We start from the raw sequence: 25865 nt of genomic DNA on the forward strand, positions 1-25865 counted from the left end.
TCATGGTCGTTGCGCTTGCATCATCTGCTCAACCATTTCGACCCGCGCCGCATGGATGGCTTCGGGTATCCGTTCCGGCTGCTGCTGGAACATGCCGGCGATCACGCCGGCGTTGACCGATTGCGCCGCCTGTAACGCCGCATGCAGATAAGCAAATTGCGGAAAGGCACGCCCCGCGTATCCGGTCCTGCCACGATAATCACACTCGGTGGCACGCAGCATATCGATAAATCGCTGTGGTTTGCGAAAGGCATCGCAGCGTCCCAGCAAATTCACTATCGTATTCGCGCGCAACTCGAATGCGCGGCCGACATTGCCGTGTTCACGCGCGGTCATGAGCGCCAGGTCGCGCGCCTCACCCGGCACTTTCAGGCGCTGGCAAACCCGCTCCACCAGTTCCACGCCATACCCCTCGTGACCGTGATGGCTAGGCCAGTCGGCGGCCGGCGTCACGCCCTTGCCCAGATCGTGCATCAGTGCCGCGAAACGCACCGGCAACGCATAATTTTCACGTGCCGCGGTATCCACCACCATCATCACGTGCACGCCGGTATCGATTTCCGGATGATATTTTTCCGGTTGCGGTATGCCCCACAAGACATCCAGTTCAGGCAGGATGCGCGCCAGCGCACCGCAGGCGCGCAAGACGTCGAACATGCGCGACGGCTGCGCTTCCATCAGGCCGCGCGCCAATTCCTGCCATACCCGTTCCGGCACCAGCGCATCGACTTCACCGGCGGCGACCATGCGCTGCATCAGGACATTGGTCTGCGGCGCTACCGTAAAATCTGTAAAGCGCGCGGCAAATCGGGCGACGCGCAAGATACGAACCGGGTCTTCGGAGAAAGCGTCGGAGACATGGCGAAATATGCGCTCCTGCAGATCCTGCCTGCCGTTAAACGGATCCGCCACAGTACCGTCGTCAGCACGCGCGATAGCATTGATGGTTAAATCGCGGCGTACCAGATCTTGCTCCAGCGTGACTTCGGGATCTGTATGAAACACAAAGCCCTTGTAGCCCGGCGCGGTTTTGCGTTCAGTGCGTGCCAGCGCATATTCTTCGTGCGTGTCAGGATGCAGGAATACTGGGAAGTCCTTGCCGACCGGCCGGAAACCCTTGGCCACCATGTCTTCCGGCGTAGCGCCGACCACCACGTAATCGCGGTCTTTTACGGGTAGCCCAAGCAACTCGTCGCGTACCGCGCCGCCGACTTCAAAAACTTTCATGGCTTGATTGAACCTGGTTAATCTTGCAACATTAACTGACAATTTAATCTGGCAACACTTCGGTTTCCGCCAACGCCTCGCGTATCCAGCGTGCCACGGCGGGATGCGCCTGGACCCGCTCGGCATAGGCTTGCAAGGCAGGCGCCAGCGATACGCCGTAACTGTGGAAACGCATCACCACAGGCGCAAAATAAGCATCGGCAATCGAAAAGGCGCCAAACAAGAATTGATGATGGCCGAATTCGGATAAGCAGCTTTCCCAGATTTCGATGACCCTGGCAATGTCGGCCTGGGCACCGGCAGTACGGCCGTGCCCCGGCTTGTTTGCGCGGATATCCATCGGCATCGCCGAGCGCAGGGAGGCAAAGCCGGAATGCATTTCAGCGCATATCGAACGGGCAGTGGCGCGCGCCATGGAATCTTGCGGCCACATGCTCAAATCGGGGAACTGCTCTGCCAGATATTCGCAAATGGCCAAGGAATCCGAGATCGGCCGGTCGCCGACCAACAGAATCGGTACCCGGCCGCTGGCGGAATAGCGTCCTATCTGGTTTGCGGTATCCGCTTGCCGCAGCAGGATCTTGTGCTCCTTGAACGGAATCCCGAATGCCGTCATCGCCACCCACGGCCGCATCGACCAGGAAGAATAATTTTTGTTGCCGATCACCAGTACCAAGCCATCTGCCCCGGCTTTTTGCAAAGCGGCGGACAAGCTGGGATCAAGTTCTGTAGTTTGCATGGGTGCGCCTATTCGGTTCCGGATGACGACATTCTATGCAATATCAAGGCAACGCCGATTCGACGAAACCCTTGGGAGCGACTGTGCCCAGCCGTGCTTTCAAGGACTGCGGCTTGCCTTCGAACAGAGCTGCGTAATAAGTCGCGTTGGAGAGTACATTTTTTACATAGCCACGGGTTTCGCTAAACGGAATCGACTCCGCAAAAACCGCTCCTTCAACTGTGCCAGGCAAAGTTGAACGCCAGGCACGCGGCCGGCCAGGTCCGGCATTGTAAGCAGCCGAGGCCAGCGCTTGCGAGCCATCCAGATCCGACAGCACCATGCTCATATAATTGGTGCCCAGCAGGATATTGGTATTCACATCGGATATCTGGTCGTTGGTAAAATCGTTCAAGCCGATTTTCTTTGCGACCCAGCGTGCTGTCGCCGGCATCACCTGCATCAAGCCGCTGGCGCCAACGTGCGAGCGTGCACTTCTGACAAAACGCGACTCTTGCCGGATCACGCCATAGACCCAAGCCATGTCGAGTCCCAGGCTTTGTGTATTGGTGGTCATGACATCGCGGTGGGGCGACGGAAAACGCTGGTTGAAATCGACTTCGACCTTGGTACGGTCCGAAGTATTCACCATGCGGTCGAGGACGTTGTTTTGGCGCGCGAATTCGGCCGCCGTCAGCAATTGGCGATCCGTCATCGTACGCAACTCCCAGTTCCATTCGCGCACGCCTTCAAAACGCAAATTCATATCAAAAAACCGCAACGCACGACGGAAACCCTGGTTATTTGCCATCGGGGCCATTTCGGCCGGACTGAACACCTGCGTGGAAGAAACCGCTATGATTTTCTGTCCTAATTCTTCCAGCGCCAGTTGACCGTAGAAATTGGTCTGGTCGGCGATCGACTGGAATTGCTGCTGCGCCTGCTCGGATTTTCCTTCCAATTGATCGGCCCGGCCCATCCAGTAGACCCAGGTTGGATCGCTACGTAACGCCGCCGGCATTGCCGCGATACCGCTACGGACCAGCTTCCAGTCGCCTGCGCGCAAGGCGGAACGGACTCGCCACTGATAAGCATCCATCGACAATGCAGCATTGCCCTTCACTTGACGCCAATAATCGATGGCCTGCGGCTCCAGCTTTAGCGCCGACTGCAGCGCTACCTGCGCCCATGCCAGGGATCGTTCAGAGGATGTCAATTGATCCGAGGATGCGCTCAACGCTGCCGCCGCCCTGCCGGTATCATTTTTAGCTACCCGCCCCAAGGCAATAATGAATAACTCATGGTTCTCCCGGCTGGTGCCCGGACCGCGCGCAACCATCACGGCGTATTTGTCGATGGCCTGCGACATCTGTGAGTCGTCAGCGTCGATATACGGCGTCATGCGGCGCGCTACGCCGCCAAACCCAGCCTCTACAGCTTGCCGGATCTGGAACCAGACGTCATCTGCAGTGAACTGGCCATTTTGCGCCAGCGTACCAATCAGATCAGTGCAACCCGGGCCGAAATCCTTCGGAGTGGTCAGCAAGGCACGCGCCTCTGCCGCGACATTCACGCCCTTCAACGCAGCCGAGCTCAACGCGTAGCATTTCAATTGCGTATCGTCGTCGAGTACGAATTTCGGATATTGTTCATCGAAAGTGGCCCAATCGCCAGCCTTGCCCAACTCCAGCAGCCAGTCATTGCGCAAGCGGTCCGCAATGGCGCTGCCGTCATAACGCGCCAGATACTCGCGAATTTGAGATTGCGGAGCAACCAGGTCTTTAATCAACGGCTTTAAGCGGTAATAATCGACATACGAAGGAATGTCATAATCACTTAAAGTAGAAGCCAGCAACTCTGCCCTGTCTGCATTGTTCGCGCGTGACGCATCGCGCAAGGCCAGGAAACCATCGTCCGGACTTGCATAACTGGCAGGAGCGGCCCCGGTTGCGGCACTATTGGAGCGTTTTTGCGCATAAGCTGCGCCTGTCATCACAGCGGAAGAAGCCACGGCAACGGCGATCACTGCAAGCCATTTCTTTTTAAACATATAACTGCCAACCTTAATTTTACGAATACGGATGATGATGTCTAGCATAGCATGTGATGCCAGTGATGCAACACCGGGCGCGGACAAAACACTGCTGCGGCGTACCTTGCTGGCGACACGCAAGTCGATCAGCGCGGCCTGTCGCCAGGATTGGGACGCAGAACTTGGACGGCGGGTAATTGCCTGGGCCACACTTTGGGGTGCGGCTCATCCGGATAGCACGCTCGGCGTCTATTGGCCGATCCGCGGCGAATCGGATCTGCGCACGGCCTATGCCGAACTGGCGGCGCGCGGCATGCGGCTGGCATTGCCGGTAGTGGTAGACAACGATAGTCCGTTACGGTTTGTCAGCTGGAATCCGGGTGAAGCCATGGTCAAGGACGGGTTCGGCGTTGCCATACCGGCCAGTGACGTCGCGGCCACTCCGCAAGCCCTGCTGATTCCCTGCGTAGGCTTCAACCAGCATCGGATACGGCTGGGTTACGGCGGTGGATTTTATGACCGGACGCTGGCGCCGTCGGCATTGCTGCGTCCGCAGACAATTGGCATTGCCTATGCCTGCGGACTGGCCGAATTTGACGGCGCGGCGCACGATGTGGCGCTGGACGCAATCATCACTGAAACAGTAACTTTATAACTTGAGGCGCTGCCAGATCGCGATAGTCGCAGCCGATTGATTCAGCGTATAGAAATGCAAGCCGGGCGCACCGCCTGCCAGCAGACGTTCGCAAAGCTGGGTCACCACATCCAGGCCGAAGGCGCGGATTGAATCCGTATCGTCGCCGTAGCTGGCGAGCTTGAGACGAATCCAGCGCGGGATCTCGGTGCCGCACATATCTGAAAAACGCATCAACTGCGAATAATTGGTGATCGGCATGATGCCGGCAATTACCGGTATCGTCGCGCCCAATTTTTGCGCTTCTTCGACAAAACGGAAATAAGCATCCGCATTGTAGAAATATTGCGTGATGGCGCCGTTGGCGCCGGCTTTCACCTTGCTGACATAACGCTGCACGTCGTCTTGCGGCGACTTGGCTTGCGGATGCATTTCAGGATAGGCCGCGACTTCGATATGAAACCAGTCGCCGGTTTCGGCGCGGATGAATTCCACCAGCTCATTGGCATAGCGGAATTCGCCGGAAGAAATATCCATCGCGCCGTAACCGCTTGGCAAGTCGCCACGCAACGCAACCAGGCGCTTGATGCCGTTATCCTTGTATTGCGCCAGAATCGAACGCAGAGATTCGCGCGAACTGCCCAGGCACGACAGATGCGGCGCCGCCTCATGGCCTTCGCTGCGGATGTCGAGCACGGTATCCAGCGTACCCTTCTGCGTCGAACCGCCGGCACCGAAAGTGACCGAAAAATACTTGGGGTGCAACTCAGCCAGTTTGGCACGCGTCACCCGCAATTTCTCTGCGCCTTCAGGGGTCTTGGGCGGGAAAAATTCAATGCTGAAATTCTTTTTTGCCATTTTCCGTATCACTCAATCATTCAATCATTCAATTTTTCTTCAACAGCAAAGTGGAGAGTGCCCACGAAACAATGCTGTACAAGATAGCACCACCAACCGCCGACCAGAAACTGGCCACATAGAACCCGCTCACCAAATGCGACACCAGCCAGAACATCAAGCCGTTGATGATGAAGATGAACAAGCCCAGCGTCAGCAAAGTTGCCGGCAACGTCAGCAGCAACAGGATCGGGCGAATCAGGGTATTGACGAAGCCCAGCACCAGCGCCGCGATCAGCGCCGCACCGAAACTGGCAAACTGCACCGAGTGCATCAGATACGGCACCGCCAGCAAGGCCAGGGTATTGATCAGCCAGGTAATGAGTAAACGCATCGTGTGTTCCTCTTGGTGATGAAAGAACGGCGATCGGCACATATATGTGCACCGACCGCTGCCTCGCGATTAGTAGCGGTAGTGTTCCGGCTTATACGGACCGGTTTGTTTGACGCCGATATAAGCGGCTTGCTCTTCGGTCAACACAGACAATTGCGCATTCAGCTTTTTCAACTGCAGGCGCGCGACTTTTTCGTCCAGGTGTTTTGGCAAGGTGTACACGCCGACCGGATAGGCTTTGGTGTTCACGAACAATTCGATCTGGGCGATGGTCTGGTTGGCGAACGAAGAACTCATCACGTACGATGGATGGCCGGTTCCGCAACCCAGGTTAACCAGGCGGCCTTCTGCCAACAGGATGATACGTTTGCCGTCCGGGAAAATGATGTGGTCGACTTGCGGCTTGATGTTTTCCCAAGTGTATTGCTTCAGCGCGGCGACTTCGATTTCATTGTCGAAGTGACCGATGTTGCAGACGATTGCCTGGTCTTTCATCTTTTGCATGTGAGCGTGGGTGATCACATGGTAGTTGCCGGTGCAGGTGACGAAGATGTCGCCATGTTCGGCGGCGTATTCCATGGTCACGACCCGATAGCCTTCCATCGCTGCCTGCAAGGCGCAGATCGGATCGACTTCAGTTACCCACACTTGCGCCGACAATGCGCGCATGGCTTGCGCCGAACCCTTGCCGACGTCGCCATAACCTGCGATCACGGCAACCTTGCCGGCGATCATGACGTCGGTGGCGCGCTTGATGCCGTCGACCAGCGATTCGCGGCAACCGTACAGATTGTCGAACTTGGATTTGGTGACGGAGTCGTTGACGTTAATTGCAGGGAACGCCAGCTTGCCTTCCTTGTGCATCTGGTACAGGCGGTGCACGCCGGTAGTGGTTTCTTCGGTCACGCCTTTGATCTGGGCCAGGCGGGTCGAATACCAGTTCGGTGCGGTCGCCAGCTTTTTCTTGATTGCGTTGAATAGACAGATCTCTTCTTCGGAGCCTGGATTGTTCAGGACCGAAATGTCTTTTTCTGCACGGGTGCCGAGATGCAGCAACAGTGTTGCGTCGCCGCCGTCGTCCAGGATCATGTTGGCTTGTTGTTCACCTGGCCATTCGAAAATGCGGTGCGTAAAATCCCAGTAGTCGTCCAGCGACTCGCCCTTGAAGGCAAACACAGGTGTGCCGGCAGCGGCGATCGCGGCGGCGGCGTGGTCCTGGGTCGAATAGATATTGCAAGATGCCCAACGTACCTTGGCGCCCAATGCTTCCAGCGTCTGGATCAACACTGCAGTCTGGATCGTCATGTGGATCGAACCAGTAATGCGCGCGCCCTTGAGCGGCTGTGCAGCGGCGAATTCTTCGCGGATCGCCATCAGGCCCGGCATTTCGGTTTCGGCGATCTTGATTTCCTTGTCGCCCCAGCCGGACAAGCTGATATCGGCAACCACGTAATCGTGGGTAGAGGAATTGGTAGTTGTGTTCATAACTGCGGCGTTCATCACGCCCTCCTTTCGTTAGAAAAAAAGTAACGTGAGCGCAGTTGCAAAATGACTGTACCAAGCCTGGCAGACCATGTCTGTCGCAACGCTCCTTGGATACGAGCCGCTATTTTAAAGCAAAACAGCAGATTTTCGGCTAGCTGGAGCACATATTCCGGTTATCGCGATTACTGAATAACCGGTCGGCCCTCAAACCCAGCCCATTTCGTGCAACTCGCTCTTGATATAAGCATAGTAAATCGGCGCGGCCACCAACCCGGGCAAGCCGAATGCCGCCTCGGCCAGGATCATCATCAGCAGCAACTCCCAGCTGCGGGCGTTGATTTGCGAGCCGACAATCCGCGCATTGAGAAAATACTCCAGCTTGTGGATCAACACCAGGAACACCAGCGCCGCCAATGCCACATAGACCGATACCGAAAGGGCCACCATGACGATCAGCGTGTTGGAAATCAAGTTGCCGATCACCGGTAGCAAACCCGCCAGGAAAGTGACGATGATCATGGTCTTGGTCAATGGCAGATGAACGCCGCCGAGCCGCAGCACCACCAACAGGAAAATCGCCGTAAATATCGTGTTTAGCAAGGAAATCTTGATCTGGGCGAACACCACGCGATGAAAAGCATCTGCCAGCAAATGCGCCCGCCCCAGCAATTCGCTGGCCAGCGGTTGCAGCAGCGGCATCGGGTGCGCCGCATTCAGGGCCACCATGGCGCCCAGCACCATGCCTACCAGCACATGCACGAATACCTGCACCGCTTCCTTGCCTGCCAGTTGCACTTCGCCGCTATGCGATTGCAGCCAGTCGCTCATGATTTGCCGGATATCGTCAATGTCATCCGGCAGGTATTGCTGCAGCCAGACCGGCAGTTGAGTGCGCGCCTGGTCCACCACCACCAATAATTGTGTTTGCAACACTTGCAGGCGATCGGGGCCGCCGTGGAAAAATGCAACCAGTCCGAAAATGATGAGGGTCAGCAGTCCGATAATAATCGCCGACAAAAACACCACGGAAATCAAATGGGCCCGTTGGCTGGTGAGACGACGCTGAACGAATGGCGTCAAGGTGCGAACCAGTTCATACACCAGCAAACCGGCCAGCAGCGCCGTCAGCATGTGCAGACTCATCACCAGGAACAGTGCGGCTAACGCCACCAGCCAGGCCGCCAGGCGAAAGCGCGGCAAAGTAGTTTTCACCGGCCGCAACTGACCAGGATCGGATGGCGCTTCGGTAGCGGACTCAACAGCGAATTCAGGAGCAGGTTTGGGGGCGGAGGCCATGTGGGGACTTGGTTGAATCAAGCGCAATACGCGCAATACATCACGTGCTGCTGCCGGATCATTCTTTTAGGGAGTCACTGAAGTGGTCAGTGTAGCAAGTCGTTACCCTCGTGCAAAGCACGATTCTGGCATCGCCGAAAATTTGGCCTGGTTTGGCGTGATTGCGGCTTGGCAGGGAAGCAAATCCCCGCCAGGCCTGTACAGCAATTACAGCGCAGCAGCTTTCAGCGCCGCGGCCTTGTCGGTACGTTCCCACGTGAACTCCGGCTCTTCGCGGCCGAAATGGCCGTAGGCTGCAGTCTTTTGGTAAATCGGACGCAGCAAGTCGAGCATTTGCACAATACCCTTCGGACGCAGGTCGAAATGTTCGAGCACCAGTTGCGCCAGCTTTTCGTCACTGATCTTGCCGGTGCCGAAAGTGGTCACCATCACCGAGGTCGGCTTGGCAATGCCGATTGCGTACGATATCTGGATCTGGCAGCGTGAAGCCAGGCCGGCGGCAACGATGTTCTTTGCCACATAACGACCGGCGTAGGCAGCCGAACGGTCGACCTTGGATGGGTCCTTGCCGGAGAATGCGCCGCCGCCGTGCGGTGCAGCACCGCCGTAGGTATCGACAATGATCTTGCGCCCGGTCAGGCCGCAATCGCCTTGCGGACCGCCAATAACGAAACGGCCGGTCGGATTGACCAGGTAACGGGTATTTTGCAGCCATTCCTTCGGCACTACCGGCTTGATGATTTCTTCGATCGCCGCTTCTTCAATCGCCTTGTGCTGCATTTCCGGCGCATGCTGGGTCGACAACACCACGGTGTCAATCGCCACCGGTACGCCATCGACGTATTTCAGCGTAACTTGCGATTTGGCGTCCGGGCGCAGCCATGGCAGGCGGCCGTCTTTGCGCAATTGCGACTGGCGCTCGACGATTCTGTGGGCGTAATAAATTGCGGCCGGCATCAGTTCCGGCGTTTCGTCGCAGGCGTAACCGAACATCAGTCCCTGGTCACCCGCGCCTTGATCGAGATCGAGGCCCTTGCCTTCATCCACGCCCTGGGCGATATCCGGCGATTGCTTGTCGTAGCCGACCAGCACCGAGCAGCTCTTGTAGTCGATGCCGTAGTCGGCGTTGTCGTAGCCGATACGCTTAATGGTTTCGCGCGCAACGGCGATGTAATCGACATTGGCAAACGTGGTGACTTCACCTGCCAGTACGACCAGACCGGTATTGCACAGGGTTTCGGCAGCGACCCGGGCTTGCGGGTCCTGGGTGAAAATTGCATCGAGAATCGCGTCGGAAATTTGATCCGCGACTTTATCAGGATGACCTTCGGAAACGGATTCAGAGGTGAAGAGGTATTCATGTGCCATTGCAAGCTCCAACAAAAAACAAGTGGTGACCATGTCGCAGTCAAACCTGTTGAGCCTGCGACGCTTTAGCGAAATTTGTATGCCGCCTCGCAAGTTGTCTATTAACTCGGCGGATGATGCTAATTGCTACAATTACTATATATTAAAACGAATTCGATAAATTCAATGATTCCTATCGGCAATCTATCTGCTTTCCAAAGGCGTTTTGCAACACCGTCCGGTTTTCAGACTATTGTGCTATTTTACGCCTCTTGAAAAAAATCGGCAAAACCCAACCACTTTTGGCTCTTTTCGAGCTCCGCTAATGCTTGTAACGCTCTTTCGCCTGCTCTCGACACTACCTTTATTTTTCCTACACGCAATAGGGACGCTGGGCGGCTGGCTGGTGTATCTGGCCTCTGGCTCATATCGCAACAAATTAAAAGACAACCTGTTCCGGGCCGGTTACCAAACGGCTTTGCCGCAAGCCATCAGTGAATCCGGCAAGAGCATGTTCGAGCTGCCGTTTATCTGGTGCGCCGAGCCGCAGCGTGTACTGCGTACCGCCACCATCGAAAACTGGGAACTGGCGCAGGCAGCGCTGGACGCCAAAACCGGCGTGATTTTCCTGACACCGCATCTGGGCTGCTTTGAAATCATCGCCCAGGCTATCGCCACCAAGACCGCTCTTACCGCACTCTATCGGCCGCCCCGTAAAGCCGCTCTCAAACCCTTGATCGAAGGGGCGCGCAGCCGCCATAACCTGTTGCTCGCACCCGCTAACCTGGCGGGTGTCCGCACCCTGTTCAAGGCACTCAAGAAGGGCCAGGCTATCGGCTTGCTGCCGGATCAGGTGCCGCAGAACGGCGAAGGAATATGGGCCGATTTTTTTGGGCGTCCGGCCTACACCATGACTTTGCCGGCCAAGTTGCAGCAAATGAGCGGCGCGCCGATTATCCTGTCGTACGCCGAACGCTTGCCGTTCGGCCGCGGTTATGTGATCCGCTTTGTGCCATTCGATGAAACCCCGGGTCACACCACGGAACAGCGCACGCTGGCCATCAACCTGGCCATGGAGAAGCTGATCGCACGTTGCCCGGCGCAATATATCTGGAGCTACAACCGGTACAAGACACCACCAGGCGTTGCGGCACCGTCGGCACCGGCCGCTACAATTCAGGAGCCGCAGGCATGAGGGCCTTGGTCGGATTGTTGTGGCTGGCGCATTTTTTACCGCTGTGGATCCTGGGCCCGGTGGGCGAAGCCTTGGGTTCATTGCTGTTTATCATCATGAAGCCGAGGCGGCATATCACGCTGACCAATCTGCGGCTTTGCTTTCCTGACATGTCGGAAGCCGAGCGCGTGGTGTTGGCGCGCCGTCACTTCCAGGCTTACTCGCGCAGTGTGCTGGAGCGTAGTGTGTTGTGGTGGGCTGCGGAAAGCCGTTTGCGGCGCCTGATCAAAATTGAATCGGATCTGCCGCTAAGCACCTTGCAGGCCGGCCCGACCATTTTGCTGTGCCCGCATTTCGTTTGCCTGGAAATTCCCGGGATTGCCTTGGTACTGAATTCTTCGACATCGATTTGCACTATCTATACACGCCAGCAAGATGGCGTGATCGATGCTGCGCTGTTGAAGGGGCGTTCGCGTTTTCGCCCGGTCAAACTGTTTACCCGCGAGCAGGGCGTCAAACCCATCATCCGGGCAATGCGCGAAGGGTTTCCTTTTATCATGTTGCCGGACATGGATTTCGGCATGAAGGACGCCGAGTTCGTACCGTTTTTTGGTGTCCAGGCCGCGACTCTCACCGCCACCGCGCGGATTGCCGCTGCTACCAAAGCCAGGGTGGTGCCGATGATCGCGACCTTTTTGCCCGGTTACAAAGGCTGGAAGGTCACCTTTTATCCGGCCTGGGAAAATTATCCGGGCGACGATATCACAGAGGCAACCCGCCGCATGAACGCCTTTATCGAAGAGCGCATCCTGGAAGCGCCGGCCGAATATTTTTGGGCGCACAAGCGTTTCAAGACGCGGCCTCCCGGGCAAGCCGATGTTTATTCGCCACCCGCGCCAGACCATACCGACAGAGCTGCGCATTAGCACCGTTTCCAGCATAATGTTCTTATGAAACTCAAATTCACAAAAATGCACGGCGCCGGCAATGATTTCGTCGTGATTGACGCAATTCACCAGCATGTCGATTTCACTGCGGCACAATGGCAGCAATTGGGCGACCGCCGCTTTGGCGTGGGCGCAGATCAAATGCTGGTGGTTGAAAAATCGCAGGCAGACGGCGTCGATTTTCGCTATCGGATTTACAACGCCGACGGCGGCGAAGTCGAACAATGCGGCAACGGCGCCCGCGCCTTCGTCAAATTCGTGACCGACAAGGGCCTGACCGGCAAGCGCACGATCAGGGTGGAAACCATGTCCGGCATCATTGAGCCGAGGCTGGAAGACGACGGCCGCATTACGGTCGACATGGGCGCACCGGTCCTGACGCCCGCCGCGGTGCCGTTTGATGCCAGTAATCTGAGCAGCCAGGCGATGGGCGATGATGTGCTCTGGCCGCTGGATATCCAGGGTAAACAAGTCTGGATATCAGTGGTTTCGATGGGCAATCCGCACGCGGTGCAGGTGGTTGAAGACAGCGAAGCGGCACCGGTCTTGATCGACGGCCCGTTGATAGAACATCATCCCCGCTTTCCAAGACGGGTGAATGCCGGTTTCATGCAAGTAATTGATCGCCACCATATCAAATTGCGTGTATTCGAGCGCGGCGCGGGCGAAACGCTGGCTTGCGGCACTGGCGCATGCGCTGCGGTAGTGGCTGGTATTCGACGTGGCTTGCTGGACACCCCGGTGAAGGTGCAAACCCACGGCGGTGAGCTGTCGATTGCCTGGGCCGGGAACAACCAGCCGGTATTGATGACTGGTCCGGCAGTGTCGGTATTCGAGGGCGAAATAGAAATCAACTGAGAAATTGGCTGACGCGCTAAAGCAAAGCGGCATAAGTCGATTTGGTCAATCCGCCTCAGTTTCCAGCGCCGCCGCCGGCACCGCGGTTTTGAAGCGGTACAGGCGTTGCCGGTAGTTTCCTTCCGGCCCGTCCGGGCCGCAATCGACATCTTCGAACAAACGTGCGATCCGGCTCAACGCCTGACGCTCGTCGCCAGTCTGGATCTGGATCAGGCGCCGCTTGCTGCGCGCGTACTGGGTGCGGATATCAACTACCAGGCAGTGCCCGCAGTCAGCCAGATTCAAATCCAGCAACAGTGCTTCCGGCCGGCTCAATCCGAATAACGTCGCCAATTCGATCCGTGCCGCCAGAAACGGATGTGCCGTAATTTGTTCGCGCGTCAATTGCTGCCTGGCGACCTCGGCCCATGGCGCCGGCTGCGCGCTATCGGCAATTTTTGCCAACAATCCCGCCGCTTCGCTACTGCCTTGGGCTGCGGCCTTTTGCAGCCAATACACCGCACGCACGTCGTTAGCGAGTTTCTCGCGCCGAGTACGCCATGCACTCAGGCCACATTCCAGTTGCGCCGCGCAATGGCCCATTTCGGCTGCATGCTCCAGATGGCGCTGCATATCCACCAGATTGCGCTGGGAAAACTCTGATTTCAGATAAATCCGCGACAAGGCGTACCAGGCATCTGCCAAGCCGGCCTCGCCTGCCAGCGTCAGCCAGCGAATGGCCTTTTTGTAGTTAGCCGAACCGCTCCCCACCAGCAAGCGCTCACCTTCGCTGTTCATGCGGGCATGCCACAGCCCCAACGCCAGCTGCGCGGCTTTGTCATCGCCATACGCTGCCAGTTCAAGAAACTGCTGCACTTCGACGGCATCGACGGTTTCGCTGGTCTGCAACACTTGGGCACACCGCACCAGCAAAGACAGGTTTTCTTCGCCCAGCTGCCGCTCCAGGGTCTCCGACGGCACATTCAATTGCGCCAGGATATCGACATACTGCTCTGAAAGCGCCCTCGCCAGCGGCAGCGCCCGTTCCAGGAAAACCGGCCAATCGGCATTTTCCCAGGCCAGCTGCGCCAGCGATTGCTGAGCCTGCGTCACGCCGGCATCTGCGGCACGCGCAGTCCATTTTAAGGTCGCGTCTTGTTCAGGCTTGGAAGCTGGCAGGACTCCGGACAATGGCGGGTTTGACACGACCGCACGACCGGAAACCTGGGCCGGTACGCTGTCGGCATGCTGGGCCAATAGCCATTGGGCTTCCGCGATGCCGGCATTGGCAGCGGTCTCCAGCACTTTGATAACTTTGCCGCGCAGTCCGTGCAACACATTCGGATCGCTGCCTTCGCGGTGCAATACCAGTTGCGCCAGCACCAGACCGGCCTGCATCTGGCCCGCGTCAAAAGCACGCTCATACCAAACGCACAATGCCAGCGGGTCGCTGACCGCCTGCGCCACTTCAAGCGGGATATGGCTGCCAATCAGCATCCAGGCTTCAGATTCTTGTTGTTGCGCGGCCCGCTCCAGCCAATGCAGCGCCGTCGACAAACTTTGCGGCAAGCCGTTACCGCCGAATAAATAGCGCTTGCCTAGGGCTAACTGGGCAGCCGCCTGCCCGGCGCGTGCTGCGCGAATAATCGCTAAGTCTTCACGTTTAGCCATAAGTACTCATTACCAAAACGTAAATTATGCTCGATAAATGGATGGAATTTTATTTTTGCTTGATTTTTACGATATGTGGATCTTTTACGCAACATCAACTCCCGGCAGACAAAAATTTTTTTGCGATGACAGCATTGTCCGGCCCCTCTCTGGGGCAGCGCCCAGGAAATCATGCAACGTCGCCCAAACAGCATCAAAATCTCTTAATTTCACAAAAACTACGCCACTCGACCTTTAAAATATGAAGTCTTCGATTCATGTAACAGCTACCCGGCCGGCTGGATCGCCTGTACTGCAACGCATATTTTGTTTTTGCAATAGCTCGGGAGCGGTAAATACAAACCGGAACTCTTCACTAGCCTTCGCAAAAAGCCTAATATTAGTTACGCAACAGGTGCAATTGCCAAATTGCACACGACGCAACACCCATGTTTGCGCAAATCCGGGCCGCTGCAAGCACAGCTAAAGCCCTTCCCTGCTTGTCACAAAAATACAACACAATTAACAATCTTCTTCAATTTCGACCAATTTATAGCGTCACAGGAAACCAAACCGCAGGCATTGCCAGCGAGACCCCTTAATGTTCATCCATCCGGCAAGATGTACGGATCCTTAAGACAGTTTTCTAAATAAAGGACGTCAAATGAAGAAATCACTAATCGCACTGGCCGTACTCGGCGCAATCGCAGGTGCAGCACAAGCTCAAAGCTCCGTAACCATCTACGGTATCGTTGATACTGGCGTCGTTTACACAAGCAAGGCTCTGACATCAACTGGCGGCACTGGCAGCAAATTCAGCGTTAACTCCGGCGTTATCCAAGGTTCGCGTCTGGGTTTCAAAGGCGTTGAAGATCTGGGCGGCGGTCTGAAGGCTCTGTTCCAATTGGAAGCTGGCTTCAACAACGACACTGGCGCATTGAACGGCCAAGACAAGGGCACTACTAACCTGTTCCGTCGTAAATCGGTAGTCGGTCTGGGCGGCAACTTCGGTTCCGTTCTGCTGGGTCGTCAAACTGACATCCTGGACGACGTCAGCCAATGGACTTCGGTTCAAGATTTCGGTGGCGTAACTGGTTCCGTCGGTCACAACTTCAATCGTTTGGAAGGTACACGTACCAACAATTCGATCCGTTACAACACACCAGATCTGTCCGGCTTCACAGCTAGCGCAATCTACGGTTTCGGCGAAGCAGCTGGCCAAACTTCGAACGGTCAAGCGTTCGGTCTGGGCGGTCAGTACGCTAACGGCCCACTGGGTCTGTTCGCTGCTTACTACCAATCGAAACTGGGCACTCCTGGCGGCACTAACGCCAGCGACACTTCGATCCTGGGCAACACATCGTTCGCTGGCCACGGTAACGCTGGCGACACAGCTCTGAAAACATTCAGCCTGGGCGCTAGCTACCAAGCTGGTCCAGCACGTCTGTATGGTAACTGGTCGCGTACTAAGCAACCTCTGGCATACACTTCGACTCTGGGCGCCACTGGTGTTCTGCAAGCAGGCAGCTTCACAGTTGGCAGCTTCAACAACACCAAGGCTGACATCTTCGAACTGGGCGTGAACTACGCTGTTACAGCTCCTCTGCACCTGTTGGCTAGCGTTCAATACAACAAGTTGACATTTGCTGATGCTGGCGCCGACAAGGGCAAGCTGACCCAAATCAACCTGGGTACTGACTACTTCCTGTCGAAGCGTACTGACCTGTACGCATTCGTGTCGAACCTGCGCGCTAAGGATGCTGTCAATCCAGGCGTGTTCGGCGACAGCCTCGGCAACACTGGCAACCAAACAGCAGTTGCTGTTGGTATCCGTCACAAGTTCTAATTTAAGCTGACCGAACCCGCAGCAGCAAGCGGGCAAGGTTGCTTGATTAGAGATGTAAAAGGCCCACATGGCTTGCCATGTGGGCCTTTTTTATTGCCTGACGATTTGCTTAAGACTTCAAAGTTGTCACGCACCGGCATAGCGGTGTACTCTTGATCATTCCTTTTCTTCATCACCGACATACATGACCCTCCAACTTGATCCCGATGCTATCGCCCAATATCTGATCGATTCCCCGCATTTTTTCGAAGAACACGCTGAACTGCTGGCCAAGATTCGCCTCACCAGCCCCCTGTTAGGCCGGGCCGTGTCGCTACAAGAGCGGCAAATGGAAATACTCCGCGAAAAAATCAAACTGCAGGATTTGCGCTTGGCCGACATGGTGCGCAATGCCCAGGAAAATGATGCGAGCGCGCATAAACTGCACAGCTGGACCCGCAGCCTGCTGCTGGCCCGCAACGATGTCGACCTGCCGCACACGCTGGTCGACGGCCTGCGCACCGGATTTGCAGTACCTCAGGCTACCTTGCGGCTGTGGGGCGTCGCCGAGGAATATTCACACACCTGGTTTGCGGCAGCGGCTTCCGAGGATGCCAAGATTTTCGCCAATGGCTTGAGCCTGCCGTTTTGCGGCAGCAACAATGATTTCGAAGCCGCCTCCTGGCTGGAGCAGGATGTCCAGTCCGTCGCCATGCTGCCCTTACGTAGCAGCAGCGCCACCGCCTCGGCAACCTTCGGCCTGCTGGTGCTGGGCTCGCCTGATCCGCAACGCTTTAGCGCCGACATGGCAACCGATTTCCTGGTGCAGATTGGCGAGACCGCAAGTGCCGCGCTGGCCTGTTTGCTCGGTTAACCCGCTTACCCTTTATCACCAGCCATCGTGAACGGCGACGCCAACCAGACCCACCTCAGCGGCTATCTGGATAGTCTGGCGGGACAGCGCCAGCTATCAGCACATACGATTAGCAACTATGCCCGCGACTTGAAGGAACTGGCAAGCTTGACGCAGGCACTCGGCGACAGTTGGGAGTTCGCCGCCGTCACGCACTTTCACATCCGCAAATTTGCCGCGCAATTGCACTCTCGCGGATTGAATCCAAGTTCGATTGCGCGCAAGCTGTCGGCCTGGCGCGGCTTTTTCGAGTGGCTGGCAGAGCAGACCACGCTCGCCACCAATCCGGTCGAAGGCGTGAAAGCGCCAAAGCGCGCCAAACCGCTACCGAAAGCCATGGCCGCCGACGACGCGATTCATCTGGTGGCCAGTGGTAATCCATTGGCCGAGGCCGGATCCAGCATGGCGTTATGCAATCACGCGATGTTTGAACTGCTGTATTCCAGTGGGCTGCGTGTCTCGGAACTGGCAGGGCTGGACCTGCGCTATAGCAAGCAAGCAGGCTATGAATCGGCCGGCTGGATCGACCTTGATGCGGCCGAAGTGACAGTCACCGGTAAAGGCGGCAAGAAACGTAGCGTGCCAGTGGGCAACCCGGCAATACAAGCGATTACGGCCTGGCTGCCGCAACGCCAGACGCTGCTCAAAAATGATCAGGATGACAATGGCGATAAGCGTGACAAGGATGGACATGCCGCAGCCCTGTTCCTGACAGAACGCGGCACCCGCGTATCGCCACGCGTGATTCAGTTGCGTCTGAAGCATCATGCGCTATCGCTCGGCATCGCCAGCAACGTCCATCCCCATGTGTTGCGCCATTCATTCGCCTCGCACATGCTGCAGGGCTCCGGCGATCTGCGCGCAGTACAAGAATTGCTGGGGCATGCATCGATCGCCGCTACCCAGGTCTACACCTCGCTCGACTTCCAGCGCCTGGCGCAGGTTTATGATGCCGCCCACCCGCGCGCAAAAAAAATCTCGGATACGTGAGCCTAGATACCTGATCCCGGGTACATGAGCTCAATGCATGAGCAGCAAGCTGCAACCTCTTGGGCTGGATGCTTCGATCCACATACCACATCAAATATGCAACTGAATTGCATTTCAGGCATAATTGAAATCTCACCTACCCATACTGCATTATGAACCCAGGCCCAAAACTGAAATCTGTCGCTTCCGCCGCAACCGCCAAGGGCAACACCCATCAGCATGCGACGGCGTTGGCCGAAGCGCAGTTGCGCGAAGTTGCACTACGCATCACTCCTGCACGCATCAAGGTCCTGGCGGCCTTGCTGGAGGCGCGTTGCGCTTTTTCGCATCAGGACATGCAGGATCAGTTTACCGAGATGGACCGGGTAACCCTGTATCGCGCCCTCGATTGCCTGACCGACGCCGGCCTGGCGCACAAGATTGCCGGCGACGATCGCGTGTTCCGCTATAGCGCCGGCGCCGAGCACGGCGATTCCGGCCCGCACGGCAGTGCGACGCATCAGGCCCAGCATCAGCACGGGCATTTCAAATGCACCCGCTGCGCCAAGGTATTTTGCCTGGACGGCAGCGGCGACGCCGGTTTCCTGGATAGCATCCTGGCGTTAGGCGACAGCCACGCCGGCACCACTACGCCGGCCAAGCTGCGCAAGCAACTGCAACAAGCTTTACAAGACACGCTGGGCAAGGGCTTTCAAGGTCATGAGATCGAACTGACCATCAAGGGCTGGTGTGCCGATTGCGCGCATTAGTCCGTTGCATTCATAACAGCAGTTTTCTGATCTGAATTTCCACCCGGTTTTCTATTGTTTGTAGTTTTCATTTTTCCGAATCTCACTATGGCACTCATCCCCACCACGATCCTGACCGGCTTCCTCGGCGCCGGCAAAACCACTCTGCTCAACCGTATCCTGCAACAGCAGCACGGCCATAAAATCGCCGTGATTGAAAATGAATTCGGCCAGGAAAATATCGATAATGAAATCCTGGTGCAAGACAGCACCGAGCAAATCGTCGAAATGAACAACGGCTGCATCTGCTGCACCGTTCGCGGCGACCTGATCGTCGCCCTGACCACGCTGGCGCGGCGCCGTGCAGCCGGCGAGCTGAACTTTGACCGGGTGATTATCGAGACCACCGGCATGGCCAATCCGGGGCCGGTAGCGCAAACCTTCTTTGTCGACGATGAAGTCGCAATGCACTTCATGCTGGATGCAATCGTCACCGTGGTCGATGCAAAGCATGCAATGTCGCAACTCGACCAACAGGAAGAAGCGCAACGCCAGGTAGGTTTTGCCGACAAATTGCTGCTTTCCAAAACCGACCTGGTGAGCGCAGAAGAAGTTGCTGCCTTGACCAGCCGCCTGAAACGCATCAATCCGCGCGCACCGATCATCACGCTGGATCCGCAACACACGCCGATCGACGAAATCCTGGATATCCGCGGTTTCAATCTCAACGCCAAGCTGGAAATCGACCCTGACTTTTTGGCAACGGAAGAACATGCGCATGAGCACAGCGGCGACGATTGCGACCATCCCTCCCATGAGCATGAGGGCCACGGCCATCACGACCATCATCATGCACATCACGATGACGAAATAGCCGCTTTTGTGTTCAAAAGTGAAAGGCCCTTCGATACTGCACGCCTGGATGAATTCCTCGGTGGCCTGGTGCAAGTATACGGACCGCGCATGTTGCGCTACAAAGGCGTATTGTTGATGGATGGCGCCGACCGCAAGGTTGTGTTTCAAGGTGTGCATCAAATCATGGGCAGCGATGTCGGCGGCAAATGGGATGCAAATGAGACACGCGGCAGCAAAATGGTCTTCATTGGCAAGAATCTGCCGAAAGACATCTTTATTCGCGGTTTGGAGCAATGTTTGGTATAAACTATGGCAGTTTTGCGCTGGGAAATCACTGGATAGCGGGCCAATCGCATAGTCGCCTGGCTGCTGATTTAAGGGAGAGGACCATGAACCTGACCGTTAAAAAGACCGTTGCCAAGAAGGCAGCGGCCTCGCTAGGCAAATTGACGCCGAAAACCCGGCCAGCCAGTGTTCCCGCCAGTAAAGCGGATAAAAGCGCCGATAAAGGCGCAGTTAAAGTCGCAACAAGCAGTGCAAAAATAGCTGAAAAAGCAGCAAAAATCTCCACCAGGGCGCCACTGAAGTCTGAGTCCCCTGTTGCAACCGCAAGTAAGGCTGCGTCCAAAGTTGCCAAACCTGGCCCCAAACCTGTTGTAAAATCCCTAGCCAAGAAAACGGCGACGGCCAAATCTGTTACCAGCTCCGCTCCGGCGGCAGAGAAGGCAACGCGCAATAAGGTAACGCGTAGTGAAGTAACGCGAAATACAATGGCAAAAGCCAGTAGTTCTGTTACAAAGAAACTGAGTTCCCCAACGGCCAGATCCGGCGCTAGCAGCACCAGCGACAAGCCCGCAAGTGCCGGATTAACGGATAAAATTGATAAAAACGTCGTATCGAAAGCAAGCGAAGTGGCTACTAAAACAACCAAACCAACCTCCGAATCCGTTCTGTTGACCGAAGAGCAAATCCTCAAGATGAGCGAAAAGGACTACATGAATGAGGCGCAACTGGCTTTCTTCAAAGCGCGTTTGCAGCAGTTAGAAATCGACCTGCTCAAGAACGCCGGAGAAACCACCGAGCATTTGCGTGAAACCGTCCTGGTGCCAGATCCGGCAGACCGTGCCACCATCGAAGAAGAACACGCCCTGGAATTGCGTACCCGCGATCGCGAACGCAAATTGCTCAAGAAAGTACAGCAATCGATCGCATCGATTGACGCCGGTGAATACGGCTGGTGCGAAGAAACCGGCGAACCGATCGGCATTCCGCGTTTGCTGGCACGCCCGACTGCAACCTTGTCGCTGGAAGCACAGCAACGTCGCGAACTGAAACAAAAGCTTTACGGCGATTGATCTTCGATAGCGGCCCCGGGGGCTATGCGAAAATTTAAGCCAAGGTAGCATTGCAGCCTTGGTTGGTTTTCCTGTAACTTTTAGCCTGATCCTTGATGGCAGCCCACTTTTGCCGTCGTTGTTTTCAACGCTACCGATTCCTTGATGTCCGCTCCGGTATTTCGCTCAAGACGCCTCCGGCACGCCGCCTTTGCGCCCGTGCTGGTATTGGCGATCCTGTTCGCGCAATGGCTGGGACTGACGCATAGCATCGTCCATGCGGCCTGGGAAAACAAACAATCGACCCAACTGACGCACATGACGTCGGTAATCGAGCGCACCATCGAAGGCGGCGGCAAAGCACGTCACTCTTGCGCCGCATTCGACGACGCCACCCTGGCTGCAACAATCTACTCGGCGCCGCTGACATTACCGCCACTGCCGGGCAAAAATGTGCTGGCGTTGTGGCAGGCATTCGCTTCCTGGCATGCCCCGTTCACCTGCCACTTCTCACCTCGCGCACCACCCCGCTCCTGACAGGACGCAGTTACCGGCTTCGCTTATCGCGAAGCACACCATTCGAAACAAATCATTATTTGTTGCCGTCGCCTTTGATCGTGCGCGATTGATTGTGCTGCTTTGCACATCGCTTTTGCATCGACTCGACCATCGACGGCCATTACCTGTCCAGGAATCATCATGCACGTCCAACGTACGCTGTTATCCAGCGCGGTTCTGTCCGCGCTCACCGTTCTCTCTTCTGCAGCTTCCGCCGTAGATGTTCAACCCGACGCCGCGGAACAGGTTAAGCCCTTGCCACAAATCGTGGTCAGCGCCAGCCCGCTCAATCCCCATGTCGACACGCAGATCCTGAGTCCGACCAAAGTATTGTCCGGAGAAGAATTACGCAACAAGACCGGCACATCGCTGGGAGACACTTTGTCGCAGGAACTTGGTGTATCGGCATCCGGTTTCGGCGCCGGTGCTTCCCGCCCTATCATTCGCGGCATGGAAGGTCCACGCGTCAAGATCCTGCAAAACGGCATGTCGGTGGCAGACGTCTCCAGCCTGTCCAACGATCACGCGGTAGCCACCGAAGCTGCGACGGCCCGTCAAATTGAAATCCTGCGCGGCCCGGCCGCGTTGCTGTATGGCTCCGGCGCCATCGGCGGCCTGGTCAATGTCGTCAATGACCGTATTCCGACACAGTTGCAAAAGGAGCTCAGCGGCGAAGCCGAAGTGCGCTATAGCAGCGGCGACAATGGCAGAAGCGCCTCGTTGATGCTGGACGGCTCGACGGGGCCGATAGGCATGCATCTGGATGGCAGTTGGCGCGACACCGGCAATTACAAAATCCCGGGACATTCCACCCAGAGCGATCCCGCTTCTGCGTCGGGGCGCTTGCCTAACTCTTTCACCCATGAAACCGGAGTCGGCATCGGCGCATCCTATATTGCGTCTTGGGGTCATATAGGAGCATCGGTGGCAACCCTGGCCGACCATTACGGTATCCCCACCGAGGAAAAATCATTCATCGATCTGCACCAAAACCGCTACGACATCGCTGGCCAGATCGATGACCCGTTCGCTGGCTTCGAAACATTCACATTCAAGCTCGGCCATACCGATTACACACACACCGAGAAACATGAAGACGGCACGCCGCACACGATCTTCTCAAATCAATCGACAGAAAGCCGATGGGAACTGGCGCACAAACCTGTGGCCGGATGGCACGGTACTTTCGGCATGCAAACCGAAGACACACGCTTCTCCTCGCTCGGTGCGGCAAGTGGTTTGCCCGACACGGTCCCTAAAACAAAATCCAACTCATTTGCTGCGTTTTTAGTCGAAGAACGTGAATTCGGCCCCCTCCTCGCCAGCGCCGGCTTGCGTTTGGAATCGGTGAAACGTCAACCCGATGAAGCGGCCAGACTACCCGATCGCAAGTTCAATCTCGCGTCTTACTCCGTCGGCGGCCTCTGGCGCTTCGCTTCCGGTTACAGTTTCGGGCCGACTATCTCTATTGCACAACGCGCACCTACCGCAGAAGAGTTGTATTCGCACGGCCCGCATGAGGCCACCGCCACTTTCGACATCGGCGATCCTGCTTTGAAAAAAGAGACCTCACGCAACATTGAACTCACATTGCAAAAAACCACAGGCTTGGTACGCTGGAAAGCCAATTTGTTCGAAAACCACGTAGACAACTTCGTTTATGGCCGCATGGTCGAGCCGGTTGAAGATGATCACGATCATCACAGAGACGGCCACGATCATGACCACGGCGACTTCACCGAGCGGTTCTGGTCACAAGCCGGTGCCATCATCCGTGGCGCCGAAGCGGAAATCAGCTACAACTTGCGCGGCGAGGGATTTTCAATACGCGGCTTTGCCGACACTGCACGCGGCAAACTCAAGCAAATGGGTAACCTGCCATTGCAGCCAGCTAGCCGTTATGGCATCGACCTTGGTTATGTACAGGGGCCATGGCGCAGCGGCGTCACCATCCTGCGCGCGCTGCAACAAGATCGGCTGGCAACCTTTGAAGACAGCGCGACGCCGGCATACACGAAGATTGACGCCAATCTTTCATATACCCGGAAGCTCGGTTCGTACCAGCTCACCTGGTTTGCCTTGGCCAAGAACCTGTTGAATCAGGATATCCGCCTGGCGACTTCGGTATTGAAAGATGTTGCGCCACAACCAGGCCGCAGCGTGATTCTTGGCGTACGCACCAGGTTCTAAATTCCTGAACTGGAAAACCGGAATTGCCAGGCAAGGAAATCACGCAGGCGGCGCAATTCCGGTTTACGTTCATGTGCGTATTCATGGTCAAAATGTCTAATTTTCAGAGCCAACATGCAAATGTCGCAACATATTTATGTCATAACTTAGGGTGTTCCAGACATACTTCCGGTGTTGCTTTGTGTTACCTTTAGAGGTATCGATTGATCGTGCTTTTTTATTCTTCAGAATATGTAAAAGCATGCATAAGCGAGAACAGATTCAAAACAAAAATGTGGCCATCAGCATAGCAAAGCGATAGCAAAGCGATAGCAAAACAATGGCAAAAGCGATGATAAAAGCGCATCTGAAAATTTGCGGAACAGGTAGCGGCAACTAGCCGTAGTTAACCATATTGCGCAACCCTGTTTTCAATAAAAAACATAGCTACTCATAAAGCTTTAACAGCAACTTACTTTCGGGATTGACACGTGGGGATTTTCTCGCTTTTTGGCAAAAATAATCGTCCAAACGGCGCTTCACCGGTGGATGAAAAAGTACCAGCCGCGGCAGACAATCAAGCGCCGGTTCTGTTTGGTGAAAGCCCGGAGCGGCAGACCAACTCCACCACGTTGCGCGATGGTGCGGTGCGTAGCTCGACGACCATGAAAATCGATGCGATCGAGTCAGAGATGTCGTCTGAATTCGTTCATCTGCCGCCCGCTTCCAAAGCGTCTCTCGACGCCAACAGTGCCGCGCCGATCACAACTACCCAGGGCTCGAACACCACCCAGATGACGCTGCCGGTGATGAGCAGGGCCACCGAATACCTGGACGATCAATCGAGAAGCGGCAGCATCGAAGTATCCGTGTCCGATACGCCGGAAGTAATTGAAGAAGCGGCGGTATTGTTCGCCAGCGATCAGTGCGACATCGCCGAAGCACTGCTGTTGAATGCGATTGCCGAAAGCGATCTCGGTTCGTCAACGCATGTGGTCTGGTGGATGCTGCTGGATCTGTACCAGATCACCGGCAAGCAACAGGAATTCGATAATCTGTCGGTCGATTTTGCCAACAAATTTGAAACCTCGCCGCCGACCTGGATCGATATCATGACGCTCGATCCGCAGGCCAAGAACCAGGAAAAGCCTGGTGCGCTGCCGGCGGTAGCTTTCTCCGGCAAGCTCGACGCCAACATCGGCAAGCAACTGGAACGCGCGCAAAAACTGAGCGCCACCCACCCGGCGGTGCGCCTGGAATTCACCCGCGTCAGCTCGGTCGACCCGATCGGTTGCGGCCTGTTGCTGCGCATGTTGAAAAAACTGCAAAAATCCGGGCTCGACCTGATACTGGTCGGCGCCGATGAACTGGCCGACAAGATCCGCGAAATCCTGCTGGTTGGACGGCGCGACGAAACCGCAGCACCATGGTTGTTGCTGCTTGAAATCCTGCATCTGCTCAATCTCGAAGAAGCCTACGAAGACGCCAGCATAGATTACTCGATCACGTTTGAAGTCTCGCCACCGCCGTTTGTCAAACCGCACGCCAAGATCATCACCGCCGCCGAAGACAACACCCTGAATGCAAGCAACACCACCAGCGGCAACAACAGCCTGCTCATGCCTATACTGATTGAAGGCCGAACCGACGAGCTGCTGACCAAAATTCAAACCCACGCCAATGCCTACAGCCCTGCGATCATGGATTGCTCGCGCCTGGTCCGTGTGGATTTCAGCGCAGCCGGCGAACTGCTGAATGGCTTGTCAATGCTGGCCAGCAACGGCAATGCGATTGAGTTCCATAGCGTCAACCACCTCGTGACAGCTTTGTTCAAGGTCGTAGGCATACAGGAAGTCGTGCGTGTGGTGCCGCGCAAGAATTAAACTTAAAGAATTAAGCTTAAAGAATTAAGTTT

General features: G+C 56.0%; 23 protein-coding genes and 1 riboswitch. Of the genes, 13 read left to right on the forward strand and 10 right to left on the reverse strand.

The window, feature by feature from the left end; genetic code table 11:
* The 3 genes from BM029_RS06105 to BM029_RS06115 are packed head-to-tail and all read right to left on the reverse strand — an operon-like array spanning position 1 to position 3995.
* Complete coding sequence (locus tag BM029_RS06105) at positions 1 to 1227, reverse strand: multifunctional CCA addition/repair protein (RefSeq protein WP_092433623.1); 1227 nt, start codon at positions 1225 to 1227, stop codon at positions 1 to 3.
* Between the two features lie 43 nt (positions 1228 to 1270).
* Entirely contained in the window at positions 1271 to 1966 is a 696-nt protein-coding gene (locus BM029_RS06110; protein ID WP_092433625.1) for a glutathione S-transferase family protein, read from the reverse strand.
* A gap of 43 nt (positions 1967 to 2009) precedes the next feature.
* The gene (locus BM029_RS06115; RefSeq protein ID WP_092433626.1) at positions 2010 to 3995 is read right to left on the reverse strand and encodes a lytic transglycosylase domain-containing protein; all 1986 of its coding nucleotides are present in this window, start codon (positions 3993 to 3995) and stop codon (positions 2010 to 2012) included.
* A gap of 31 nt (positions 3996 to 4026) precedes the next feature.
* On the opposite strand from BM029_RS06115, the gene BM029_RS06120 reads away from it, so the two are divergent.
* Positions 4027 to 4632 carry a 5-formyltetrahydrofolate cyclo-ligase gene (locus BM029_RS06120; protein WP_371329084.1) on the forward strand — a complete coding sequence of 202 codons (606 nt, stop codon included), beginning with the start codon at positions 4027 to 4029 and terminating at the stop codon, positions 4630 to 4632.
* Here BM029_RS06120 and metF read toward each other — a convergent pair.
* From metF to metK, 5 genes are all read right to left on the reverse strand, one after another.
* Positions 4627 to 5469 (reverse strand): methylenetetrahydrofolate reductase [NAD(P)H], encoded by an 843-nt coding sequence (gene metF / locus BM029_RS06125; RefSeq protein WP_092433627.1) that lies wholly within the window; start codon positions 5467 to 5469, stop codon positions 4627 to 4629. The genes BM029_RS06120 and metF overlap by 6 nt on opposite strands.
* 28 nt (positions 5470 to 5497) lie before the next feature.
* The gene (locus BM029_RS06130; RefSeq protein ID WP_041742591.1) at positions 5498 to 5842 is read right to left on the reverse strand and encodes a phage holin family protein; all 345 of its coding nucleotides are present in this window, start codon (positions 5840 to 5842) and stop codon (positions 5498 to 5500) included.
* 69 nt (positions 5843 to 5911) lie between these two features.
* Positions 5912 to 7342: an adenosylhomocysteinase gene (gene ahcY / locus BM029_RS06135; protein WP_092433629.1), complete on the reverse strand. Its 1431-nt coding sequence runs from the start codon at positions 7340 to 7342 to the stop codon at positions 5912 to 5914.
* A 26-nt stretch (positions 7343 to 7368) separates the two neighbouring features.
* A riboswitch (S-adenosyl-L-homocysteine riboswitch) is annotated at positions 7369 to 7443 on the reverse strand.
* A gap of 88 nt (positions 7444 to 7531) precedes the next feature.
* A complete protein-coding gene (locus tag BM029_RS06140; protein WP_244544933.1) occupies positions 7532 to 8623 on the reverse strand; it encodes an AI-2E family transporter in 1092 nt (363 codons plus the stop codon).
* Between the two features lie 207 nt (positions 8624 to 8830).
* Positions 8831 to 9991 carry a methionine adenosyltransferase gene (gene metK, locus BM029_RS06145; protein ID WP_092357785.1) on the reverse strand — a complete coding sequence of 387 codons (1161 nt, stop codon included), beginning with the start codon at positions 9989 to 9991 and terminating at the stop codon, positions 8831 to 8833.
* Between the two features lie 304 nt (positions 9992 to 10295).
* On the opposite strand from metK, the gene BM029_RS06150 reads away from it, so the two are divergent.
* The 3 genes from BM029_RS06150 to dapF are packed head-to-tail and all read left to right on the forward strand — an operon-like array spanning position 10296 to position 12949.
* A complete protein-coding gene (locus tag BM029_RS06150; RefSeq protein ID WP_092433631.1) occupies positions 10296 to 11165 on the forward strand; it encodes a lysophospholipid acyltransferase family protein in 870 nt (289 codons plus the stop codon).
* Entirely contained in the window at positions 11162 to 12070 is a 909-nt protein-coding gene (locus tag BM029_RS06155) for an LpxL/LpxP family acyltransferase (RefSeq protein ID WP_092433632.1), read from the forward strand. The genes BM029_RS06150 and BM029_RS06155 overlap by 4 nt, the downstream gene beginning before the upstream one ends.
* A gap of 24 nt (positions 12071 to 12094) precedes the next feature.
* Positions 12095 to 12949, forward strand: a complete 855-nt coding sequence (gene dapF / locus BM029_RS06160; RefSeq protein ID WP_092433634.1) for a diaminopimelate epimerase — start codon at positions 12095 to 12097, stop codon at positions 12947 to 12949.
* Between the two features lie 45 nt (positions 12950 to 12994).
* Here the strand turns inward: dapF and BM029_RS06165 are convergent, their stop codons facing one another.
* Complete coding sequence (locus tag BM029_RS06165) at positions 12995 to 14599, reverse strand: tetratricopeptide repeat protein (RefSeq protein ID WP_092433636.1); 1605 nt, start codon at positions 14597 to 14599, stop codon at positions 12995 to 12997.
* Between the two features lie 643 nt (positions 14600 to 15242).
* Between BM029_RS06165 and BM029_RS06170 the strand changes: the two genes are divergently transcribed.
* From BM029_RS06170 to BM029_RS06190, 5 genes are all read left to right on the forward strand, one after another.
* Entirely contained in the window at positions 15243 to 16424 is a 1182-nt protein-coding gene (locus BM029_RS06170; protein ID WP_092433637.1) for a porin, read from the forward strand.
* 184 nt (positions 16425 to 16608) lie between these two features.
* The gene (locus BM029_RS06175) at positions 16609 to 17277 is read left to right on the forward strand and encodes a DUF484 family protein (protein WP_092433639.1); all 669 of its coding nucleotides are present in this window, start codon (positions 16609 to 16611) and stop codon (positions 17275 to 17277) included.
* A gap of 27 nt (positions 17278 to 17304) precedes the next feature.
* A complete protein-coding gene (xerC, locus tag BM029_RS06180) occupies positions 17305 to 18306 on the forward strand; it encodes a tyrosine recombinase XerC (protein ID WP_092433641.1) in 1002 nt (333 codons plus the stop codon).
* Positions 18307 to 18458: 152 nt separating this feature from the next.
* Positions 18459 to 19055, forward strand: coding sequence for a Fur family transcriptional regulator (locus tag BM029_RS06185; RefSeq protein WP_092433643.1), 597 nt, complete (start codon positions 18459 to 18461; stop codon positions 19053 to 19055).
* 87 nt (positions 19056 to 19142) lie between these two features.
* Complete coding sequence (locus tag BM029_RS06190; RefSeq protein ID WP_092433645.1) at positions 19143 to 20195, forward strand: CobW family GTP-binding protein; 1053 nt, start codon at positions 19143 to 19145, stop codon at positions 20193 to 20195.
* Between the two features lie 25 nt (positions 20196 to 20220).
* Here the strand turns inward: BM029_RS06190 and BM029_RS06195 are convergent, their stop codons facing one another.
* Positions 20221 to 20820, reverse strand: coding sequence for a hypothetical protein (locus BM029_RS06195; RefSeq protein ID WP_092433647.1), 600 nt, complete (start codon positions 20818 to 20820; stop codon positions 20221 to 20223).
* A 19-nt stretch (positions 20821 to 20839) separates the two neighbouring features.
* On the opposite strand from BM029_RS06195, the gene dksA reads away from it, so the two are divergent.
* The 4 genes from dksA to BM029_RS06215 all read left to right on the forward strand — a co-directional run bounded on the left by dksA (position 20840) and on the right by BM029_RS06215 (position 25833).
* Positions 20840 to 21244 (forward strand): RNA polymerase-binding protein DksA, encoded by a 405-nt coding sequence (dksA, locus tag BM029_RS06200; protein ID WP_038497220.1) that lies wholly within the window; start codon positions 20840 to 20842, stop codon positions 21242 to 21244.
* 144 nt (positions 21245 to 21388) lie between these two features.
* A complete protein-coding gene (locus tag BM029_RS06205; RefSeq protein ID WP_092433649.1) occupies positions 21389 to 21760 on the forward strand; it encodes a hypothetical protein in 372 nt (123 codons plus the stop codon).
* Positions 21761 to 21922: 162 nt separating this feature from the next.
* Positions 21923 to 23971, forward strand: coding sequence for a TonB-dependent receptor (locus BM029_RS06210; RefSeq protein ID WP_092433651.1), 2049 nt, complete (start codon positions 21923 to 21925; stop codon positions 23969 to 23971).
* A gap of 524 nt (positions 23972 to 24495) precedes the next feature.
* Positions 24496 to 25833 (forward strand): STAS domain-containing protein, encoded by a 1338-nt coding sequence (locus BM029_RS06215; RefSeq protein ID WP_139217203.1) that lies wholly within the window; start codon positions 24496 to 24498, stop codon positions 25831 to 25833.
* The last annotated feature ends 32 nt before the right edge of the window (positions 25834 to 25865 follow it).

It is taken from the genome of Collimonas sp. OK607 (genome assembly GCF_900111995.1).
Lineage (GTDB): Bacteria > Pseudomonadota > Gammaproteobacteria > Burkholderiales > Burkholderiaceae_D > Collimonas.

Bases quoted from the DNA above. Each gene is read 5' to 3' on its own strand.
- ahcY (WP_092433629.1), bottom strand. From the start codon at position 7,342: ATGAACGCCGCAGTTATGAACACAACTACCAATTCCTCTACCCACGAT.
- BM029_RS06115 (WP_092433626.1), bottom strand. From the start codon at position 3,995: ATGTTTAAAAAGAAATGGCTTGCAGTGATCGCCGTTGCCGTGGCTTCT.
- metK (WP_092357785.1), bottom strand. From the start codon at position 9,991: ATGGCACATGAATACCTCTTCACCTCTGAATCCGTTTCCGAAGGTCAT.
- metF (WP_092433627.1), bottom strand. From the start codon at position 5,469: ATGGCAAAAAAGAATTTCAGCATTGAATTTTTCCCGCCCAAGACCCCT.
- dapF (WP_092433634.1), top strand. From the start codon at position 12,095: ATGAAACTCAAATTCACAAAAATGCACGGCGCCGGCAATGATTTCGTC.
- BM029_RS06185 (WP_092433643.1), top strand. From the start codon at position 18,459: ATGAACCCAGGCCCAAAACTGAAATCTGTCGCTTCCGCCGCAACCGCC.
- BM029_RS06205 (WP_092433649.1), top strand. From the start codon at position 21,389: ATGTCCGCTCCGGTATTTCGCTCAAGACGCCTCCGGCACGCCGCCTTT.
- BM029_RS06210 (WP_092433651.1), top strand. From the start codon at position 21,923: ATGCACGTCCAACGTACGCTGTTATCCAGCGCGGTTCTGTCCGCGCTC.
- BM029_RS06165 (WP_092433636.1), bottom strand. From the start codon at position 14,599: ATGGCTAAACGTGAAGACTTAGCGATTATTCGCGCAGCACGCGCCGGG.
- BM029_RS06170 (WP_092433637.1), top strand. From the start codon at position 15,243: ATGAAGAAATCACTAATCGCACTGGCCGTACTCGGCGCAATCGCAGGT.
- BM029_RS06175 (WP_092433639.1), top strand. From the start codon at position 16,609: ATGACCCTCCAACTTGATCCCGATGCTATCGCCCAATATCTGATCGAT.
- BM029_RS06140 (WP_244544933.1), bottom strand. From the start codon at position 8,623: ATGGCCTCCGCCCCCAAACCTGCTCCTGAATTCGCTGTTGAGTCCGCT.
- BM029_RS06190 (WP_092433645.1), top strand. From the start codon at position 19,143: ATGGCACTCATCCCCACCACGATCCTGACCGGCTTCCTCGGCGCCGGC.
- BM029_RS06130 (WP_041742591.1), bottom strand. From the start codon at position 5,842: ATGCGTTTACTCATTACCTGGCTGATCAATACCCTGGCCTTGCTGGCG.
- BM029_RS06110 (WP_092433625.1), bottom strand. From the start codon at position 1,966: ATGCAAACTACAGAACTTGATCCCAGCTTGTCCGCCGCTTTGCAAAAA.
- BM029_RS06155 (WP_092433632.1), top strand. From the start codon at position 11,162: ATGAGGGCCTTGGTCGGATTGTTGTGGCTGGCGCATTTTTTACCGCTG.
- BM029_RS06120 (WP_371329084.1), top strand. From the start codon at position 4,027: ATGATGATGTCTAGCATAGCATGTGATGCCAGTGATGCAACACCGGGC.
- BM029_RS06105 (WP_092433623.1), bottom strand. From the start codon at position 1,227: ATGAAAGTTTTTGAAGTCGGCGGCGCGGTACGCGACGAGTTGCTTGGG.
- BM029_RS06150 (WP_092433631.1), top strand. From the start codon at position 10,296: ATGCTTGTAACGCTCTTTCGCCTGCTCTCGACACTACCTTTATTTTTC.